The 18410-nt window shown below is 73.4% G+C and carries 16 protein-coding genes; 11 read left to right on the forward strand and 5 right to left on the reverse strand.

Annotated features, from left to right (window positions below; genetic code table 11):
• Window positions 1-50 precede the first annotated feature (50 nt).
• The 11 genes from LAJ19_RS13885 (at window position 51) to LAJ19_RS13940 (ending at window position 10438) form a co-directional block, all read left to right on the forward strand.
• Window positions 51-1805: an MBL fold metallo-hydrolase gene (locus tag LAJ19_RS13885; protein WP_225523468.1), complete on the forward strand. Its 1755-nt coding sequence runs from the start codon at window positions 51-53 to the stop codon at window positions 1803-1805.
• Window positions 1795-3186: a beta-N-acetylglucosaminidase domain-containing protein gene (locus LAJ19_RS21855; RefSeq protein ID WP_285892309.1), complete on the forward strand. Its 1392-nt coding sequence runs from the start codon at window positions 1795-1797 to the stop codon at window positions 3184-3186. Before LAJ19_RS13885 ends, LAJ19_RS21855 begins: the two co-directional genes overlap by 11 nt.
• A complete protein-coding gene (locus LAJ19_RS13900; protein WP_225523469.1) occupies window positions 3183-4502 on the forward strand; it encodes an amylo-alpha-1,6-glucosidase in 1320 nt (439 codons plus the stop codon). Before LAJ19_RS21855 ends, LAJ19_RS13900 begins: the two co-directional genes overlap by 4 nt.
• Window positions 4499-5194 (forward strand): class II aldolase/adducin family protein, encoded by a 696-nt coding sequence (locus LAJ19_RS13905; RefSeq protein WP_225523470.1) that lies wholly within the window; start codon window positions 4499-4501, stop codon window positions 5192-5194. The genes LAJ19_RS13900 and LAJ19_RS13905 overlap by 4 nt, the downstream gene beginning before the upstream one ends.
• Window positions 5191-6483: a four-carbon acid sugar kinase family protein gene (locus tag LAJ19_RS13910; RefSeq protein ID WP_225523471.1), complete on the forward strand. Its 1293-nt coding sequence runs from the start codon at window positions 5191-5193 to the stop codon at window positions 6481-6483. Before LAJ19_RS13905 ends, LAJ19_RS13910 begins: the two co-directional genes overlap by 4 nt.
• Window positions 6480-7376, forward strand: coding sequence for a carbohydrate kinase family protein (locus LAJ19_RS13915; RefSeq protein WP_225523472.1), 897 nt, complete (start codon window positions 6480-6482; stop codon window positions 7374-7376). The genes LAJ19_RS13910 and LAJ19_RS13915 overlap by 4 nt, the downstream gene beginning before the upstream one ends.
• Window positions 7373-8065 carry a ThuA domain-containing protein gene (locus LAJ19_RS13920; protein ID WP_225523473.1) on the forward strand — a complete coding sequence of 231 codons (693 nt, stop codon included), beginning with the start codon at window positions 7373-7375 and terminating at the stop codon, window positions 8063-8065. Before LAJ19_RS13915 ends, LAJ19_RS13920 begins: the two co-directional genes overlap by 4 nt.
• A complete protein-coding gene (locus tag LAJ19_RS13925; RefSeq protein ID WP_225523474.1) occupies window positions 8062-9135 on the forward strand; it encodes a Gfo/Idh/MocA family protein in 1074 nt (357 codons plus the stop codon). Before LAJ19_RS13920 ends, LAJ19_RS13925 begins: the two co-directional genes overlap by 4 nt.
• A 12-nt stretch (window positions 9136-9147) precedes the next feature.
• Window positions 9148-9420, forward strand: a complete 273-nt coding sequence (locus tag LAJ19_RS13930) for a Gfo/Idh/MocA family oxidoreductase (RefSeq protein WP_225523475.1) — start codon at window positions 9148-9150, stop codon at window positions 9418-9420.
• A gap of 12 nt (window positions 9421-9432) precedes the next feature.
• Window positions 9433-10026 (forward strand): Gfo/Idh/MocA family protein, encoded by a 594-nt coding sequence (locus LAJ19_RS22105; protein WP_432804249.1) that lies wholly within the window; start codon window positions 9433-9435, stop codon window positions 10024-10026.
• Between the two features lie 175 nt (window positions 10027-10201).
• Window positions 10202-10438, forward strand: a complete 237-nt coding sequence (locus LAJ19_RS13940) for a hypothetical protein (RefSeq protein WP_225523477.1) — start codon at window positions 10202-10204, stop codon at window positions 10436-10438.
• Window positions 10439-10460: 22 nt separating this feature from the next.
• On the opposite strand, the gene nagA is transcribed toward LAJ19_RS13940, so the two are convergent.
• From nagA to LAJ19_RS13965, 5 genes are all read right to left on the reverse strand, one after another.
• A complete protein-coding gene (nagA, locus tag LAJ19_RS13945; RefSeq protein ID WP_225523478.1) occupies window positions 10461-11624 on the reverse strand; it encodes an N-acetylglucosamine-6-phosphate deacetylase in 1164 nt (387 codons plus the stop codon).
• Between the two features lie 24 nt (window positions 11625-11648).
• On the reverse strand, window positions 11649-12566 hold the full coding sequence (locus tag LAJ19_RS13950; RefSeq protein WP_225523479.1) for a serine hydrolase domain-containing protein: 918 nt from the start codon (window positions 12564-12566) through the stop codon (window positions 11649-11651).
• 47 nt (window positions 12567-12613) lie between these two features.
• Window positions 12614-13693, reverse strand: coding sequence for a hypothetical protein (locus LAJ19_RS13955; protein ID WP_225523480.1), 1080 nt, complete (start codon window positions 13691-13693; stop codon window positions 12614-12616).
• Window positions 13694-13788: 95 nt separating this feature from the next.
• The gene (locus LAJ19_RS13960) at window positions 13789-15054 is read right to left on the reverse strand and encodes an ABC transporter substrate-binding protein (protein ID WP_225523481.1); all 1266 of its coding nucleotides are present in this window, start codon (window positions 15052-15054) and stop codon (window positions 13789-13791) included.
• A 627-nt stretch (window positions 15055-15681) separates the two neighbouring features.
• The gene (locus LAJ19_RS13965) at window positions 15682-18225 is read right to left on the reverse strand and encodes an ATP-binding protein (protein ID WP_225523482.1); all 2544 of its coding nucleotides are present in this window, start codon (window positions 18223-18225) and stop codon (window positions 15682-15684) included.
• Window positions 18226-18410: the final 185 nt, after the last annotated feature.

Here is an 18410-nt window from a genome sequence, read left to right on the forward strand (position 1 = left end):
CCACCCGTGCCCGACCCTGCCGCGCCGCCCGTCCCGGAGGCGGGGCGCGCATGATCGAGGTGCTGCCCGGCGTGTACCGCCACACGAGCTCCGCGCACGTGTACGTGGTGTGCGACGGTGACGCCGCCGTGCTCGTCAATATCGGGGACGGCACGGTGCTCGATGAGCTGCCCGCAGCGGTGCGGCGGGTGCGCGCGGTGCTGCTCACGCACCATCACCGGGACGTGGCGGGCGGCGCCACCCGCGCGGTGCGGGCCGGCATTCCGGTGTACGTGCCGGAAGGGGAGGGCACGCGCCTGCTCGACCCCGAGCGGTTCCTGGCCCTGGCGGACGCGCGCAACAGCTACGACGGCCGCCTGCACGGCTGGACGGCGCCGGATCCGGCGGCCACGCTGCCGCTGCGGGAGTACCGCACCTACCGCTTCGGGCGCCTGCGCTTCACGGTGCGGCCCACCCCGGGCCAGACCCCCGGGGCCGCGTCGCTGCTGCTCAGGCGCCGGCGCGCCCATGTGGCGTTCACCGGCGGCCTGCTGTCCGGCCCGGGGCAGGTCAGCCGCCTGGCCGCCACGCAGTGGACCTACCACGGCGCCGAGGGGGTCGCCGGCACGGTCCTGTCGCTGCTGGACCTCGCCGATCAGGAGCTCACGCACGTCCTGCCCGCCCTCGGTGAGCCGATGACGCCCGGCGCGCTGCGCGTAACGGCCGAGGCGCTGTGGCCGCTGCTGCAGCTGCGCCGGCACAACCTGCGCCTGCTGCAGCTGCGGGACGAACCGTACGCCGAACTGCGGCCGTGGCTGCTCATGAACCGGACCAGCCTCGCGAACGCGTACGTCCTGCGGGCCCGCAGCGGCCGCGCGCTGATGATCGATTTCGGGTACGACTTCTGCTTCGGTCAGGCCAGCAGCACCGAACGCGAGGCGCGCCGGCCCTGGCTGTACACCCTGCCCGCGCTGCTGACCCGCTACGGCGTGAGCGGCATCGACGCGGTGATGCCTACCCATTACCACGACGACCACGTGGCCGGCATTCCGCTGCTGCGTGAGGTGTACGGCGCGCAGCTGTGGGCGGCGGAGAACGTCGCGGACGTCCTGACCCGCCCCGACGCGTACCGGCTGCCGTGCCTGTGGTTCGAGCCCATGGCGCCCGACCGGACGCTGCCCCTGGGGCGGAGCTTTGACTGGGAGGAGTTCCGCATCACGCCCCACGAACTCACCGGACACGCCCGCTACGCCTGCGCGCTGCTGGTGGAAACCGGCGGGGAACGCGCGCTGTTCGGCGGGGACCAGTACGGCGACGCGGACGGCCTGGGCCTGACCTACACCTACCCCAACCTGTTCCGCGAAGGCGACTACACCCGCAGCGCCGAACTGTACGCGCAGCTGCGGCCGCAGCTGATCCTCAGCGGGCACACCGCGCCCATCGAACCCGGCGAGCCGTACTTCGCGGCCCTGCTCGCGCGCGGCCGGCAGCTCGAGGCCCTGCACGCCACGCTGCAGCCGCACGCGGCGCGGCTGATCATCCGGGCCGAACCGGTGCACCTGCCGAGCGGCACGCCGCTGACCCTCACGCTGGAAAACCCGACGGGCGCGCCTTTTGACGGTGAACTGCACGTGTCCGGCCGGGCGGCCGAACCCGCCCGGCGGCCCGTCCGGATTCCGCCGGGCGCCAGCCTCATCCTGCCGTTCATGCCCAGCGGGCCGTCCGGCGCGCGCATTCACTTTGAACTGCGCGGCCCGCCGGGCGAACCGTGCCTGTACGCCCACGCCACCATTCACGCTGCCTCCGGAGCGCCCCATGCCCACTGAACCGATCCTGCCGCCCGCCCGGCGCGGCGTCCTGGAAGCCTTCTACGGCCCGCCCTGGTCCTGGGCGGAGCGCCACGCCACGCTGGACTTCATGCGCGAAGAAGGGTTCGGCGCCTACCTGTACGCGCCCAAAAACGATCCCATTCACCGCAACCGCTGGCGTGAACCGTACGCGGCGGCCGAGTGGGCCCAGTTCGCCCGGCTCGCAGCGCACGCCCGGGACGCCGGCGTCGAGCTGATCTTCGGCCTGAGCGCCCTGGCGTTCGGGTACACCGACCCCACCCACCTGGAGGCGCTGCGCGCCAAACTGCGCGCCGCGCAGGCGCAGGGCATCCGCTCGTTCGCGCTGCTGCTCGACGATCTGCCCAGCCGCTTCGAGCACAGCGCCGACGCCCAGGCCTTCCCTGACCTGGCGCGCGCGCAGGCGTGGCTGGCCGGTGAGCTGCTGCGCGGGCTCGCGCCGGACGGTGACTTCTACTTCTGCCCGACCGAGTACCACGGCGCCGGGAACGCCGCGTACCTGTGGGCTCTGGGCGCGTCGCTCGACGCGCGCGTGCAGGTGTTCTGGACCGGACCGGCGGTGTGCAGCGCCGCCCTGAGCGCCGCGGACCTGCAGCTCGTCACCGGCGCCCTGCGCCGCCGCCCGGTCATCTGGGACAACTTCCCGGTCAACGACCTGGACATGCAGCACGACCCGCATGTCGCGCCGCTCACCGGCCGCGCCCCGGACCTGCTGGCCGCCTCGGGCGGGTACTTCGCGGCGGCCGGCCCGCTGAGCGCCGCGAGCCGCGTGGCCCTGCGCACCACCGCCGAGTACCTGCGCGGCCCGCACGCCTACGACCCGGCCGCCGCCTTCGGGCGGGCGGCGCGGCGCGCCACCCACAGTCCGCAGGAAGCGGCCGCGCTGACCTTCCTCGCGGACCTGGCCCGCCGCTCGCCCCTGGTGCCGCGCGAGCAGGACCTCGGGCACGCCCTGTGGCCGGCGCTCGACGCGTTCTGGGCCGCGCGCGGCGGTCCACCCGGCGCGGCCGGGCCGGACGTGCCGGGCCGGCCGGCGGCCACGGCCGTCCACCCGGACGAAGGCCCCCTGCGCGCCCTGGTGGGCCTCATGGCCGGCCACGCCGCGGCGCTCGCCGGACTTCACGATCCGGTCCTGCGCGCAGACCTCGCGCCCTGGACGGCGAAACTGGCCGGCTGGGCCCGGGTGGCCGCACAGGCCCTCGCGGTTCTTGACGGTGCGCACGGCCCCGGCGCGCTGTTCGAGGACCTCCGCGCCGTCCGGGCGAACTTCCACTGGGTGGCGGGCGACACCTTCGACACTTTCGCGCGCCGCTGCGTGTGGGCGGCCGAGGCGCACGCCACCCGCGGAGCGCCGGCGTGACCGGCGCCCCCACGCTGAGCGACACCGGCCGCGCGCAGGCCGAGGCGACCGTCACCGGCAACGGCAGTCCGATCGGCCTGCTCGGCTCCAGTACCGCCTACAAGCAGGTCTGGGCGCGCGACAGCATGATCAGCAGCCTGGGCCTGATGCTGTGCACCGACCCGGCCGCGCCGCAGATCGCCCGGCAGTCGGTCCGGACGCTGGCTGCCTACCAGTCGCGCCTGGGCAACATTCCGCACAACGTGGGCTTCACCGGGATGCCCGACCCGGCGCTGATCGCGCACGGCGGCGCCCTGCACGTGGGCGAGAACGCCCCGCAGGTCGTGGTGGACACCGCCCACGCCGGCTGCATCGACAACAGCCTGTGGTTTATCCTCGGCAACGACTACATCCACCGGCAGGACGGCGACACGGACCGCCTGCGGACCGTCTGGCCGCACCTGCGGCGCGCCTACACCTGGCTGGAGTACCAGGACAGCAACGAGTGCGGTCTGCTGGAGGTGCACGAGGCGATGGACTGGGCGGACCTGTTCGCCAACCGCTACAACAGCCTGTGGCCCAACGTGCTGTGGTTCGCGGCGCAGCGCGCCATGGCGCGCGTCAGTGAGGCGCTCGGCGAGGACGGCGGCCCCTACCGCGCGCGCGCGGCGGACATCCGGTTCAAGATCAACACCCTGCTGTGGGTGGGCGCCGAGGTGGACAAGGACATGACCTGGGTCGAGCGCCACCGCAAGGAGTGGCTCTACCCCATCCGGCTGACCACCACCGCGCTGCAGGAGCGGCCGTACTACCTGCCGTACATGGCCTTTCGCGCCTATGAGGACCGGTTCGACACCTTCGGGAACCTCGCCGCGGTCCTGTTCGGCGTGGCCGACGAGGCGCAGACCCACCGGATTCTCGATTACATCGAATCGACCGGCGTGAACGAGCCCTGGCCGGTCCGGGCGATCTACCCGCCGGTGCAGCCCGGCGACAAGGACTGGCGCGAGTACTACCGCGTGCGCAACCTCAACCTGCCGCACCACTACCACAACGGCGGCGTCTGGCCGTTCATCGGCGGGTTCTACGTGGCGGCGCTCGTCCAGGCCGGCCGCCTGAACGAAGCCGCCCGGCAGCTCGGGCGCCTCGCGCAGCTCAATCACCTGTCGCGCACGCCCGGCCTGGCGTGGGATTTCAACGAGTGGCACCACGGCCAGACCGGCCGGCCCAGCGGCTTCCGGGGGCAGAGCTGGTCGGCGGCCATGTTCGTGTATGCCCACGAATGCGTCCGGCGCGGCGAGTGCCCCGGCTACGCGCCCTCGGAAGGCTGGGCGTGAGCGCCGCCCTCGCCCGGACGCTGGCCGCGCAGGCCCGGGACCTGTACGCGCGCGGCCTGACGACCTCCACCGGCGGCAACCTCAGCCACCGCGCCGGCGACGGGTTTCTCGTCAGCGGCACCAACACCGCCTTCGCCCGGCAGGTGCCGGAGGACTTCGCGCGCTGCGACGCCCAGGGCGCGGGCGTCAGCGGCCCGGCGCCGTCCAAGGAGGCCGCCTTTCACGCCGCGGTGTACCGCGCGCGGCCAGGCGTGCAGGCGGTGCTGCACCTGCACGCCGCGGCGTCGCTGACCCTGTCGTGCCTCGCGCGGCCGGACGAGCGCGGCAACGTCCTGCCGGTGCATTCGAGCTACGCCGTCACGCGCGTCGGGCGGGTGCCGCTGCTGCCGTACGACCCGCCCGGCAGCGCGGCCCTGGCGCGCGCCGTGGAACGCCACTGCCCGGACGTGAACGCGCTGCTGCTCCAGAACCACGGCGTGATCACCTGGGGCCGCTCGCTGGACGAGGCGCGCGACATTCTGGAGGAACTCGAGCAGAACGTGGGCGTGTGGCTGGCCTCCCGCGGGCAGGCGCGCGTCCTGAGCGACGAGGAACTCCAGGCGGCCAACGCCCGCGCCGGTCACGGCGCGCCGGTCCAGGCCGGCACGCAGCGGCCCCAGCTGCTCGCGCACGTGCAGGGATGGAGCGCGTGACGCCGCGCCTCGGCGTGGTGGCCGACGACATCACCGGCGCCGGAGACATCGGGGCGCTGCTCGCCAAGCGCGGCTACGCCACGCGCATCCTCTCGGCCGACGCCGACTGGGAGGCGCTGTGCCGGCGCCTTGCCGACGAGCGGACCGACGCGCTGGTGATCGACACCGACTCGCGCTTCCTGCCGCCCGCGCAGGCCGCCGGGCGCGTGACCCGCGCCGCGCAGGCGCTGAGGCTCGCCGGGTGCGGCGCGTACTGGAAAAAAACCTGCTCGGTGTTCCGCGGAAATGTCGGCGCCGAGTTCGACGCGCTGCTAGACGCGCTCGGGGAGGGCAGCGGCGTGGCCGTCGCCGCCTTTCCGAAAAACGGCCGCACCACCCTTCACGGCCGTCACTTTGTCCGGGGCGTGCCGCTGCCCGACACGGAATTCGCTCAGGACCCGGTGCATCCGCGCCGCGAGGCCAACCTGCTGCGGGACCTCGCGGCGCAGACGCCGCGCCCGGTCGCGGGGCTGCCCCTGGAGACCGTGCGGGCCGGGCCGGCGGCCGTGCGGGCCGCGCGGGCCCAGGTGCGCGCCGGGTACCTGCTCGCGGACACCGAGACCCAGGCGGACCTGCAGGTGCTCGCCGAGGCGCTGGCCGGCGAACGGGTATTCCTGGGCTCCAGCGCGCTGGCGGAGGAACTGCCGTTCTTCTGGCCGCCCCCGGCGCCGTTCGACCCGCTGGCCGGCGCGCCCCGCCGGAGCGCGCGGGTGCTGCTGGTGGCCGGCTCGGTCATGCCGCAGACCCACGCGCAGATCACGCACTACGCCGCGGCCGGCGGCCCGGTGCACGCGCTGGACGTCGCGCTGGCGCTGCGCGATCCGGCCGCGGCGGGCGCGGCGCTCAGCGAGGCCGCGCGGCGCAGCCTGGACGGGCCCGGCGCCGCGCTGCTGCGCTCGCCGAACACGCCGGCGCAGGTCCGCGCCGCGCGCGCCCTCGGGGAGACGCTGGGCCTCAGCGCCGTTGCGGTCAGCCAGCGCGTGTCCGCGGTCCTGGCGCACGCGGCCGCCCAGGCGGCCCGGGCCACCGGCACGCGCAACCTCGTCGCCCTCGGCGGGGACACCTCGGCGGCGCTCACCCGCGCGCTGGGCGTCACGCACACGGTCGTGGTCCGCGAACTCGCGCCGGGGCTGCCCAGCACCTACGCGCCGGACCAGGACCTGCTGCTGGTCCTCAAAAGCGGCTCGTTCGGCCCGCCGGACTTCCTGCAGCTCGCCGCGCGGCACCTGCGTGCGCCGGAAGGCCCATGAGCCTCGCGCTGTGCTTCGGCGGGGCGGTCATGGACTTCGTGCGGGGCCCCGACCAGCGCTGGCAGGCCCGGGCAGGCGGCAGCGCCTGGACGGTCGCGCGCGCCCTGAGCGCCCTCGGGCAGCCGGCCGCCTTCGCCGGCGCGCTCGGGGACGATCCGTTCGCCGCCGAGCTCGTCAGCGCGGCCGCGGCGCACGGCGTGGACCTCCGGTACGCCGTGCGGGTCGCGGCGCCCACCGCGCTGTCGGTCGTGCACCGCAGCGACCCGGCGCACTACACCTTCTACGCGCACGGCGCGGCCGACTCGCTGTTCCCGGGCGTGGACCGGGCGGCCTGGACCGGCGCGCGCGCCGCGTACTTCGGCGGCGTCACCCTGGTGCGCGACCCGGCGCGCGCCGCCTTTCTTGACGCGGCCGCCGAGGCCCGCGCCCGCGGCCTGACGGTCGTGTACGACCCGAACTACCGCCCGCAGCACGCCGAGGCCTACCGGGCCACGTTCGCGCACTACGCCGCCCTGGCGGACCTGATCAAGGTGTCCGGGGAGGACCTCGCGGGCCTGCTGCCGGACCTGGGCCCCGAGGCCGCCGCGGCGCACCTGCAGGCCCTGAACCCGGCCGCGACGGTGCTGCTCACGCGCGGCGCGGCCGGCGCCCGGCTGCTGGGCCCCCGCGGCCACGCTGAGCATCCCGGGTACCGCGTCACGGTGGCCGACACGGTCGGCGCGGGCGACGCCAGCATCGCCGCGCTGCTCTACTGCCACCTTCACCGGCCGGACTGGCCGCCCGCCGAACAGCTGGCCTTCGCCCTGGCCTGCGCCGCCGCCGCCTGCACCCGCCTCGGCGCGCACGCCCCCACCCTGGCCGACATTGAGGCCGTGCAGAAGGAGACCCCATGACGCAGTTCCCCGCCCCCGCCCGGACCGGCACGCCGGGCCGCGCGCTGATCATTTCCGGCGGCTGGCCCGGCCACCAGCCGCAGGTGTTCGCCCGCCTGATTCAGGCCATGCTCGAAAGCGGCGGGCTGCAGGTCACGCACGCCGATACGCTCGACGTGCTCAGCGACCCCGGCGCGCTGGGTGACCTGGCGCTGATCGTACCGAACTGGACCATGGGCCGCCTGAGCGGCGAGCAGAGCCGCCACCTGCGCGCGGCCGTGCAGGCCGGCACCGGACTGGGCGGCTTTCACGGCGGCATGGGCGACGCGTTCCGTGAGGACACGGACTACCAGTTCATGGTGGGCGGGCAGTTCGTGGCCCACCCGGGCAACGTCCGCCGCTACCGCGTGGACCTCACCCCCGTCGCTCACCCAGTCACCGCGGGCCTGGACCCCTCGTTCGAGGTGGACAGCGAGCAGTACTACATGCACACCGACCCTACGAACACGGTGCTGGCCACGACCACCTTCGACGGGCGGGACGCCCCGTGGACTCAGGGCGCGGTCATTCCGGCCGCCTGGGTGAGGCGTTACGGTCAGGGCCGGGTGTTCTACTCCTCGGTGGGGCACCACCCGCCGGATTTCGGGCACCCCACCGTGGCGCAGCTGCACCGGCGCGGCCTGCTGTGGGCCGCCGGGCGGCCCGCGTGACCCGGGTCGGCATTGTCGGCGCCGGCCAGATCAGCGGCATCTACCTGACCAACGCCGCCGGCGCCACACCGTTCGAGGTGGTGGCCGTGGCGGACCTGACGCCCCAGGCGGCCGAGGCGCGCGCGCAGGAGTACGGCATTCCACTCGCGCTGAGCCCCGAAGCGCTGCTGAACCACCCCGGCGTGGACGTGGTGCTGAACCTCACGGTCCCGGCGGCGCACGCCGCGGTCAGCCGGGCGGCGCTGGAGGCCGGCAAGCACGTGTACAGCGAAAAACCCCTGGCCCTGACGCGCGACGACGGCCGGGCGCTGGTGGCGCTCGCACAGGCGCGCGGCCTGCGCCTAGGCTGCGCGCCGGACACGTTCCTCGGCGCGGGCCTGCAGACCTGCCGGCAGCTGATCGACGAGGGCGTGATCGGCCGGCCCCTGGCGGCCACGGCCTTCATGCTCAGTCACGGCGTGGAGGCCTGGCACGCCAACCCGGACTTCTTCTACCAGCCGGGCGGCGGGCCGCTGTTCGACATGGGGCCCTACTACCTCACGGCCCTGACCGCGCTGCTCGGCCCGGTTCGCACGGTCAGCGGGCAGGCCACCCAGGGCTTCGACGAGCGGGTCATCACGAGCGCCGCGCGGCGCGGCGAGCGCATCGCGGTGCAGACGCCCACGCACGTCTCGGCGCTGCTGGGCTTCGAGTCGGGCGCCGCGGCGACCCTGATCACCAGTTTCGACGTGTGGCACGCCGAGGTGCCCCGCATCGAGATCTACGGCAGTGAAGGCACCCTCAGCCTGCCGGACCCGAACACCTTCGGCGGGCCGGTCCGGCTGAGGCTCGCGCAGGACCGCGAGTGGCGTGAGGTGCCCACCGACCGCCCCTTCGCGCAGAACAGCCGCGGCCTGGGCCTGCACGACCTGATCGCCAGCGTGAACGAAGGCCGCGCGCCGCGCGCCAGTGGCGCCCTGGCGCTTCACGTTCTGGACGTGATGCACAGCACCCTGGACAGCGCCGCGTCAGGGCAGACGGTCCGGCTGACCACCACGGCCGAGCGGCCTGCGCCGCTAGAGGGCTCCTGAACCGGGGGGGCCGTGAGCCTGCGCTGGGGGTTCCTGGGCGCCGCCCGCCTCGGCAACGCCCTGGCGCCGGCCATGACGGCCGCCGGTCAGGCCTTTTGGGCGGTGGCGGCGCGGGACCCGGCGCCCGCGAGCTACGCCGCGAAGCACGGCTTCCGGCGGGTGCCCGCCAGCTCTGAGGACCTGCTGCTCGATCCGGACGTCGACGCGGTGTACAACGCCCTGCCCAGCGGCCTGCACTTCCTGCGGAGCGCCCGCGCCCTGGCGGCCGGCAAGCACGTGCTGTGAGAGACGCCGTTTATGCTGAGCGCCGACGAGGTGCGCGTCCTCACGCCGCTGCAGCAGGCGGCCAGCAGGGTCATCCCCGAGGGCCGTTCATGCACCGCCACCCGCAGGACGCATAGGCCCTGGCGCACCGGCAGGCCGGTGACCTGGGCGCCCTGCGCACGGCCGGTGGGGCGTCCCGGTTCACCCTCAACCGCCCGGACGACCACCGCTGGGGATGCGGCGCGCGGCGGGGGCGCGCTGTTCGACGTCGGCGGCTGTCCCGTCAGCGCCCTTCGTCTGCTGCCCGGACGTGAGCCGCGGCGGGTCAGTGCGGTGACGCACGACGCCAGCGGCACCGACGCAACCCTGGCCGGCTGGCTGGACCTCGGGGAGGGCTTCACGGCGCATTTTGACTGCAGCCTCGAAGCCAGCGGCGCCCAGGGGCTGAGTCTGGTGGGATCGGCCGCCACCCTCACGTTCGGCGCGCCGTTCAGGCCTCACCGGCCGGCCGCCACCCTCACGCTGGGCGACCGCACGCGCACCTCCGTCCCCAGCGATCCCGACCAGGTCATGGTGGAGGACTTCGCGCGCCGCGCTCGGGCCGGGCAACCTGCGCTGGGGGCTTGAGGACGCCCTGACCCAGGCGCCGGTCCTGGACGCGCTGCGCAGGAGTGCGCGCGAACGGCAGGTGGTGAGGGGCGGGGCAGCCTGAAGGGCTTTCCTGAAACGCCGCGCGGGGCCGGGTTAAGGCGCGCCTGCCGGGTTCGCACGTGGCGGCGCTCAGCGCCAGCTACCCTGGGGCATGAGTGACGACCGAAGCCACCTCAGCGATACCCGGCCCCTCGGCAAGTCCGTCGAGGAAATCGAGCGGGACAGTCAGAACCTCGTCAACCCGCCGGCCCGCGAGCACAGCGCCCCGGACACCGGCGTGGCCGTAGTCCCCCCGGTGAACGCCACCGGCACCTGGGCCAGTCAGACGGGGCTGGGCGCCAGCACCCCGGAAGTGCCGGCCGGCCCGCTGCCGCGCCAAGACGACTAGGCCCCCCGGGCGGATCCGAGACTCAGGGGGACGCTGCTCCGTACACCAGCTGCCCGCCGATCATGGTCCACTGCACTTCGTAGGCCCCGTCGAGCAGCGCGAGGTCCGCGTCGGCCCCCACGGCCACGCGGCCCTTGTGCGGCAGGCCCAGCAGCCGGGCCGGCGTGGTGGAGGCCATCATCACGGCGTCAGTCAGGGGGACGCCCAGCTGCACGGTGTTGCGCAGGGCTTCGTTCATCGTGACGGTGCTGGACGCCAGCGTGCCGTCCGCCAGCCGCGCCACGCCGCCGTGCACGGTCACCATGTGGCCGCCGAAGGCGTACGTGCCGTCCCCCAGGCCCATGGCCTGCAGGGCGTCGGTGATCAGGACCACGCCCTCCGGGCCCTTGAGGCGGTGCATGAGGCGCACGATCGCCGGGTGCAGGTGCACCCCGTCCACGATGGCCTGCAGGCTCACCTGACGCTGCTCGAACGCCGCGACGATGACGCCCGGCTCGCGGTGATGAATGGGCCGCATGCCGTTGAAGCAGTGCGTGACGTGGCTGGCCCCCGCGCGGAAGGCGGCGAGCGCCTCGTCGTAGGTGGCGTCCGAGTGCGCGACCGCCACGATCACCCCGCGGGCGGCGAGCGCGCGGGTGAGGGCGAGGCCGCCCGGCAGTTCCGGCGCCAGGGTCACCATTTTCAGCAGGTCCCCGGCGCGGTCGAGCACGGCCTGCATCTCCGCGAGGTCCGGGTGACGCAGGTGGGCTTCGTTCTGCATGCCTTTGCGAAGCGCGTTCAGGTACGGTCCCTCGGCGTGAATGCCGGCGATCCGCGCGCCGGGTTCGTGCCCGGCGACCTCCCTGACGCGGTCGACCAGGGTCAGCAGGGCCTCGAGCGTGGAGCTGACCGACGTCACGAGGAAGGACGTGCAGCCGGTGGCCGCGCAGGTCCGGGAGACCACCTCGATGCTGCGGCGCGTGCCGTCCATCATGTCGTGTCCGGCCGCGCCGTGAATGTGGAGGTCCACCATGCCGGGAATCAGCAGCTGTCCCCGGCCGTCGATGACCTGCGCCTCGCCCTGCGGGGGCGGGCACGCGCCCGTTCCAAGCTGCGCCACCCGGCCGCCGCGGACGAGCAGGTGGCCGCGCTCGATCACTTCACTTCCGGTGACGATCCGTACGTTGTCGATCCAGACTGACTGCATGCTGTTCTCCTCTCGCGGGCCGGGTCAATGCCGCGCGGTCCGCACGAGCGCCGGGATGAGGTGCCGGTGGGACGAGTGCGCGCTGACCTCGCCAGTCAGCACCACCATGGCCTGCGCGGGAAACACCGCGAGAGACTGACCGCCGTACCCGGCGGCGTACCAGCCCTCCACGCCCCCCTCGCGGGCGGGCCACCACAGCAGCCCGTCGTCGGGAAGGCCTTCCATCCACGCGTACCTCTGCAGGTGCGGGCGGGTGGCCCGCGCCACCCAGCCGGGACTGGTCAGCTGCGTGTCGTCCCAGCGGCCCCCCTGCAGGGTCAGCTGCCCGAGCTGCAGCAGATCGCGCGCGGTGAGGTGCAGGCCGCCGCCCGCCCACGGGCGCCCCGCCGGGTCCACGTCCCAGTGCGCCGAGCGGATGCCCAGCGGCGCGAACAGCGCCGAGTCCGCCAGGGCGTCAAGCGGTTCACCCCAGGCGGCCGCGAGCGCGGCGCCCACCAGGTGCACCCCGGCGTTCGAGTACCGGAACGCCCCGCCCGGCGTGTCCAGCAGAGGCTGGGCCAGCGTGAAGGCCAGCGGATCGGCACTGGTGAACCAGGCTTCGTCGTAGGCCGGGTCGGTCAGTTCCGAGGGCAGCCCGCCGGTCATGGTCATCAGGTGACGGACCGTCACGGCCGCCCAGCGCGGGTCCACAGTGCGGCCCCCGCCGAGCAGCGGCAGCACCGGCTGGTCCAGGCCGCGCAGGACGCCGCGGCGCAGCGCTGCGCCGATCAGCAGCGACACGACACTTTTCGTCACGGACTGCAGGTCCCGCCGGTCGGCCGGTCCGCCCGCGTAGTACCGCTCGAAGGCCAGCTGTCCGTTCCGGGCGACGAGCAGGCAGGTCACGGCGGGCCAGGCCGTACGGATCTCCGCGTCCAGGGCGCCCAGGGCCGTGAGGTCCATGCGCGGCAGAATCCTGTGGCGGTGGGCCTGGCCCTCACGGCCCTGCGTCACGAGGACGCCCGCCGGTACAGCCGCGCCGCGCCGCGTTTCACCGGCGCCCGCCAGCCCGGGTGCCCGCGCGAACCGTCCATCACGAGCAGGCGCCGCTGCGGGCTGAGCTGAATCTGCGCCTTGAACTGCGGCGCGCCCCGGCCCATCCGCAGCTCGGCCTGCCGGGCCCGGGCGAGGCCCTGACCGGCCGGCGTGGCGACGAGGTCCCGCTGCTCATGCGGGTCGGGACAGAAGGTGTGCCTGAACCTCTTGCCGTGCTCGCCGGGCCTCTCGCCGTGACCGCTGGGGAACGCGACCAGCATGCCGGTGAGGTCGAGGCGCGTGAGTTCCGCGGGCATCCGGCCGGCCAGGTCAACCACGTCGCTCACGGCCGCGCAGTACGCCCGGGGGGCCTGCCGGGTCGCGGCCTCATCCAGCCGACACCGGTCGGCCTCGTGATGACTCTGACTCCACTGGGGGTCCGGGTGCAGCGCCTCCCAGGCCGCTGCCGGCGCGTGGGGCGCCGGGACGTCCCGCCCGTCGTCCCGGTCTCCGTACACCTGCGGCACCAGGAACGGACCGTGGGGATGGCTGGAGGCGCACCGGAACAAGCGGCGCAGGCGCACCAGGAGGTGAAACAGCATGTCCTCGTCGTACGCGAGCTGCAGGTGCCAGGGCCGCACCGGGGCGCAGCGCAGGGGGTTGACGCTGGTGCCCTCGTCCGGGTGCGGGCCGCGCGTCCAGCCGGGTGTCCGCTCGGGGGCGGTGGGGGAGACGTCGGTGGTGGGCCGCTCCTGCAGGCCGCGCGGCTGGTCCGGCCTGGTGACCTGCCTCCCGCCCGGCAGGACCGTCCGGTCCCGGGCGCGGTTGAGGTGGTGCACGGACGCCGGCAGGCTGACCGGAACCGCCGGGCCGGTGCCGAACGCTCCGTGGTTCCGGACCAGCGTGCCGGTCACGAACGAGGTGCGTGGCGACACGCCGATCGGCGAGAGGAAGGCCGCGCCCCTGCGGACCCGCGCGGCGGGCCACTCCAGCTGACCGGGCACGTCGTGCGTCCGCGGGCCGGCCCTCTTCTGGACGATCTTGGGAGGAGACATGCGTGCTCCTTGTGGGGGGCACCGAGCGGACAGGACGAGCCACGCGGCGTGGCTCGTCCTGTCGTGGAGGGCTGATCAGCGGCCGGCGTGCGGGGTCAGCGGGCCGCGTCGCGTTTGGCGTCGGCCACCTGCTTGGCGATGGCGGCCTGCGCCTCGTCGAGCGCGTCCTTGGCCTCCTTGTTGCGCAGCAGCACGTCGTCCACGGCTTTGTTGATGGCCGTCTCGAAGCTGGGCGCGTAGACGGGCACGGTGTCCACGAAAGTGTACTTGAGGTTGTTCGCCAGTTTCACGAAGTTGGGGTTCTTGTTGGCGAGGCGGGCGACCTGGTACCCGGGCAGGTCGTTCTGCTCGGCCGCCCAGACCTTGGCGCCTTCGGTGGCGAGGTAGCGGGCGAAGGCGTACGCTTCTTTCGGGTGTCTGGTGCTGCGCGGGATCTCCACGTTAAACCCGCCGCCCCAGGAGCTCAGGCCGTCCTGCTTGCCGTCCTCGGTGGGCACCGCCACGAAGCCGTACTGAAGGTTCGGGGCGTTCACGCGCAGGGTCGTGAGGTAGTTGCCGTTGCGCACGACCATGGGCACCTTGCCGGACATGAACTCGTCCTGCGCGCCGCCGCCGAACGACGCCCGGAAGGCGGCGTAGTTGTTCGCGCCGTACTTGTCGGTCCACTTCTTGATCCAGTTCAGGACCTTGACGGCGGTGGGGTTGTTCGCGCGGGCTTCCTCGTTGCTCTTGTCGAAGAAGCTGTCCCCGGCGTTGGTCAGCCAGCCGGGGTAGCCGAAGTCACCGAACATGGGGTGGAAGCCCATGCGGACCCAGCGGTTGCCGTCCTTCTTGTCGAGTTTCGCGGCGTATGTCCACAGTTCGTCCCAGGTTCTGGGCGGCTTGTTCGGGTTGAGCCCGACTTCCTTGAAGGCGGCCTTGTTGTAGAACAGCACGCGGGTGTCGGTCACGAAGGGCAGGCCGTACTGTTTGCCGTTGTAGGTGGCGGTGTTCCAGAGGTTGGCGTAGAAGCCACTTTTGATCTGGTTGGCGCCGAGCGGGGTCAGGTCCAGAATCTGGTTCTTGGCGCCGCGCTGGCGGGTGGTGCGGATGTCCAGCACGACGACGTCCGGGGCGTTGCCAGCGGCGATGCCCGCCACGGTTTTGGTGATGATCTGGTCGAACGGCACCCCGGTGTATTCCACCTGAATGTTCGGGTTGCGCTCGTTCCAGGTGTTCACGATGCGGGTGATGGTGGGGCGGCGCTGTTCGCTGAGCCAGTGCGCGGAGAACTTGAGGGTCACCTTCTGCGCCACGCTGGGCGCTGCAATTGCGTTCAGGCCGATCAACATGCCGGTGACAACGAGGACTTGCCGTTTCATACCCTGCCTCCTGTATCGCCCTGCGCGATCATTTCTCATTGAATGGTTTTTTAATTGTATGAAGAAATTCCCGCAGCGTCAAGGCACAGCGGCCGGACGGGCCAGGTGGAACCAACCTGGCGGCCCGCCCTGCGCCGCACAGCGACGCGGACCCTGGGTAGGGGAACGCCTCCAGGCTCAACCCCTCGATTCATCCTCCGGCCCACCGCTCGGCCGTGCAACCGCTGCGCGAGGTCACCCCCTCAGCCCCGATGGCCCGCGTTCCCAGCAGGCAGCCAGGACCGGGACGGCCGCCGCGCTTACACAGGCCTGCGGCGCCTGACACCCTCTGCGTACAACCCGACTGCTGCGTTCCCCAGACGAGCAGGCACGCCGACTTCATGCCCGGAGCGTTCGTGCCCTGCAGGTGTGACCATCCCATGTGTACCTCAGGGTCCGGCCTGCAGCGGTCCCCGGCCGTGGCGGCCGCGCACGGGCGTCGCCGCCTGCCTGACTGCCGCGCGCCGGCCCTCCACCAGCCCATTCCCCGCCGGCCAGCTTGCCCGGGCACGTCACCTGCTCACGTTGAACGCCGGGCGCAGGTTCATCACCGCTCCGCGCCGGTCCTGGCGACCACTCCGCCCGGTGTCAGGCCCGCGGGTCCCGCCCGGCCAGCACCCGCTGCCCTCCGGCCGGCGCCGCAGGCAACGTGAAGTGGAAGGTGCTGCCTTCACCCGGCCGGGACTCCACCCAGATGCGCCCGCCGTGCCGCTCCACGACCTTCTGGCAGATCGCCAGCCCCAGACCGGTGCCGGCGTACTCCTCGCGCGTGTGCAGCCGCTGGAACATCACGAAGATCCGTTCCAGGTGCCCGGCTTCCATCCCGATGCCGTTGTCCTGCACCGTGAAATGCCACGCGCCCTCCTCCTCCGTCGCCTGCAGGTGCACCCGCGGCGCGACGCCCGGCGCGTGAAATTTCAGGGCGTTGCCGATCAGGTTCTGAAACAGCTGCCCCAGCTGAAAAGGACTGCCCGCGACGGTCGGCAGGCGCCCGGACGTGACCTGCCCGCCGGTGTCCTCGAGCGCGCCGCTGAGGCGTTCCTGCGCTTCCTGCACGAGCGGGTTGGTGTCCACGGGTTCCAGCGTCAGGCGCTCGGCGCCCAGGCGGGAATACACCAGCAGGTCGTCCAGCAGGGTCTTCATGCGCTCGCTGCCTTCGATCACCATGCGCAGCAGGGCCCGGCCGCGCTCGTCGTACAGCTCGCCGTAGCGGCGTTCCAGCAGGCCCGTCAGGCCCCCGATGGTCCGCAGCGGCTCCTGAAGGTCGTGACTGGCCACGTACGCGAAGCGCTCGAGTTCCGCGTTGCTGCGCGCCAGCGCCTGCGTCCGCTCCTCCACCCGCCGCTCGAGTTCCTCCTCGGCGCGCACCCGTTCGGTGATGTCCGTGTGCACGCCCACCCACTCCCGCACCGTGCCGTCGGGGCGCAGCACCGGCACGGCCCGGACCTGAAAGTGCCGGTAGGAGCCGTCCACCGTCCGGACCCGCTGCACCGTGTCGTACGCCGCGCACACCGCCACGGACGCCAGCCACCGCTGCAGGCTGTGCTCCCGGTCATCCGGGTGGATCACGTCGACCCAGCCGGTGCCGCTGTACGCAGCCTGGTCCTGCCCGGTCAGCCGCGCCCAGCCCGGCTGTTCACCCAGCAGCAGCCCTTCGGCGGTGTTCGTCCAGACGGTCTGCCGGGTCGCGTCGATCAGGGAGCGGTAGCGCTGCTCGTTGAGATGCGACGCCTCGTACAGCAGCGCGTTGTCCAGGGCCAGCGCGGCCCGAGCGGCCAGCTGCTCGGCCAGGGCCAGGTCATCAGGTCCGTAGGTGCGCTGCGGATGGGCACTCGCCAGCCCGAGCACGCCGACCACCCGGCCCTGCACCGTCAGCGGCACGTGAATCAGGGAGTGAAAGCCCACGCGGCGCAGCGCCGCGCGCTGCTCGGCATCCGGGTGCTGGTCGGTCAGGTCCGCCGGAACCACCGGAAGCATGAACGCCTCCCCGGTCTGCATGACCCAGGCCGGCGTGCCTGGCACGGTGGACCCCGTCAGGTTCCGCGTCACGACCTGTTGCAGCACCTGTGCGAGTTCCGGATCCTGGTGCGCGGCGGCCGCGGCGGTGAGGGTGCCCTCCGGCGTGGGCAGGTACACGGCCGCCCAGTCGGCCACATGGTGAATCGCCAGCGCCGTGATCCGCTCCAGCGTCTCACGCGGGTCCAGCGAAGCGGCGAGGGCCGAACTCACGTCGGCGAGCAGCGTGGCGCGCTCGCGGGCGTGGCGCTCCGCGTCGTGCCGCTGCGCGCGCTCCAGCGCGTCGGCGCAGCTGTCCGCCAGGGTCAGCAGCCACGGCCGCCGGTCCGGGGAGATGCCTGCCTCCTGGCGGAAAGACAGCGTCAGTACTGCACGCACCTCGCCGCCGGCCCGCAGCGGCAGGGCCGCCAGGGCGCGCGTGCCCGGGCGCATGTACGGCGCGAAGGCCGGAAAGTCGCGCCGCAGGTCGTCCAGGGTGGCGAACAGCGGCGCGCCGCTCTGCACGGCCCGCACCACCGGAAAGCCGGGATTCGCCGGAAAGTGCGTCCACCGCTCCTCCACCGGCGTGCCGTACCCCACGCTGCCCATCATGAACAGACTGTTCTCGTCGATCACCTCGATCACCGTGCCCGCGTACGCCCCCATCGCAGGCACCGCGTGGCTGAGCAGCACCTGACGGACGTCCTCCAGCGTGAGCGCCCGGTTCAGGGCGCGGCTGAGGGCCAGCGGCCCCGGCGCGCCCGGCGGGGCGCCCTCGAGGCGCACCGCCACCCCCGCCACGTCGCCGGACGCGCCGCGCAGCGGCCACACCTGGCCGCGCTGCGCCCCCCCGGACGCCGGCAGCAGCAGCTCCGCGTGCGCCCGGGCCCCCCGCGCGGCCTGAGCGCACGCCCCGGCGAGGTCCGCCAGCCAGGCTGGCCGGTGTACCGGCAGCCCTGTGATCAGCTGTCCCACCAGCGCCTCTGCGGGCGCCCCGCACAGCGCGGCGAACGCCGGGTTCACGAGCGCGAAGCGCAGCTGGCGGTCGAGCACGGCCACGGCTTCCGTTCCGGGATGCCCCCCTTCCAGCGCAAGGAAGCTGTGGTGCAGCACAGGGGCTTCTGGAGTGGGGATCACCCCTGAAGTGTAGTGCGCCCGGGCCGCTTCCTGTACGGCGCGCGCGGGTCGCCGGGGCTGGAAAACAGAGAGGCGCGCGGCCCGGCCACTGGCGCAGCTGGCGGCGCCGGGTGCCCTGTCGCTGACCCCGGCGCCGGCCCGTCCGCCAAAAGCGTGACGCGCCCGTGACACGGCGCGCGCTACGC

This window comes from Deinococcus taeanensis (genome assembly GCF_020229735.1).
GTDB classification, from domain to species: domain Bacteria; phylum Deinococcota; class Deinococci; order Deinococcales; family Deinococcaceae; genus Deinococcus; species Deinococcus taeanensis.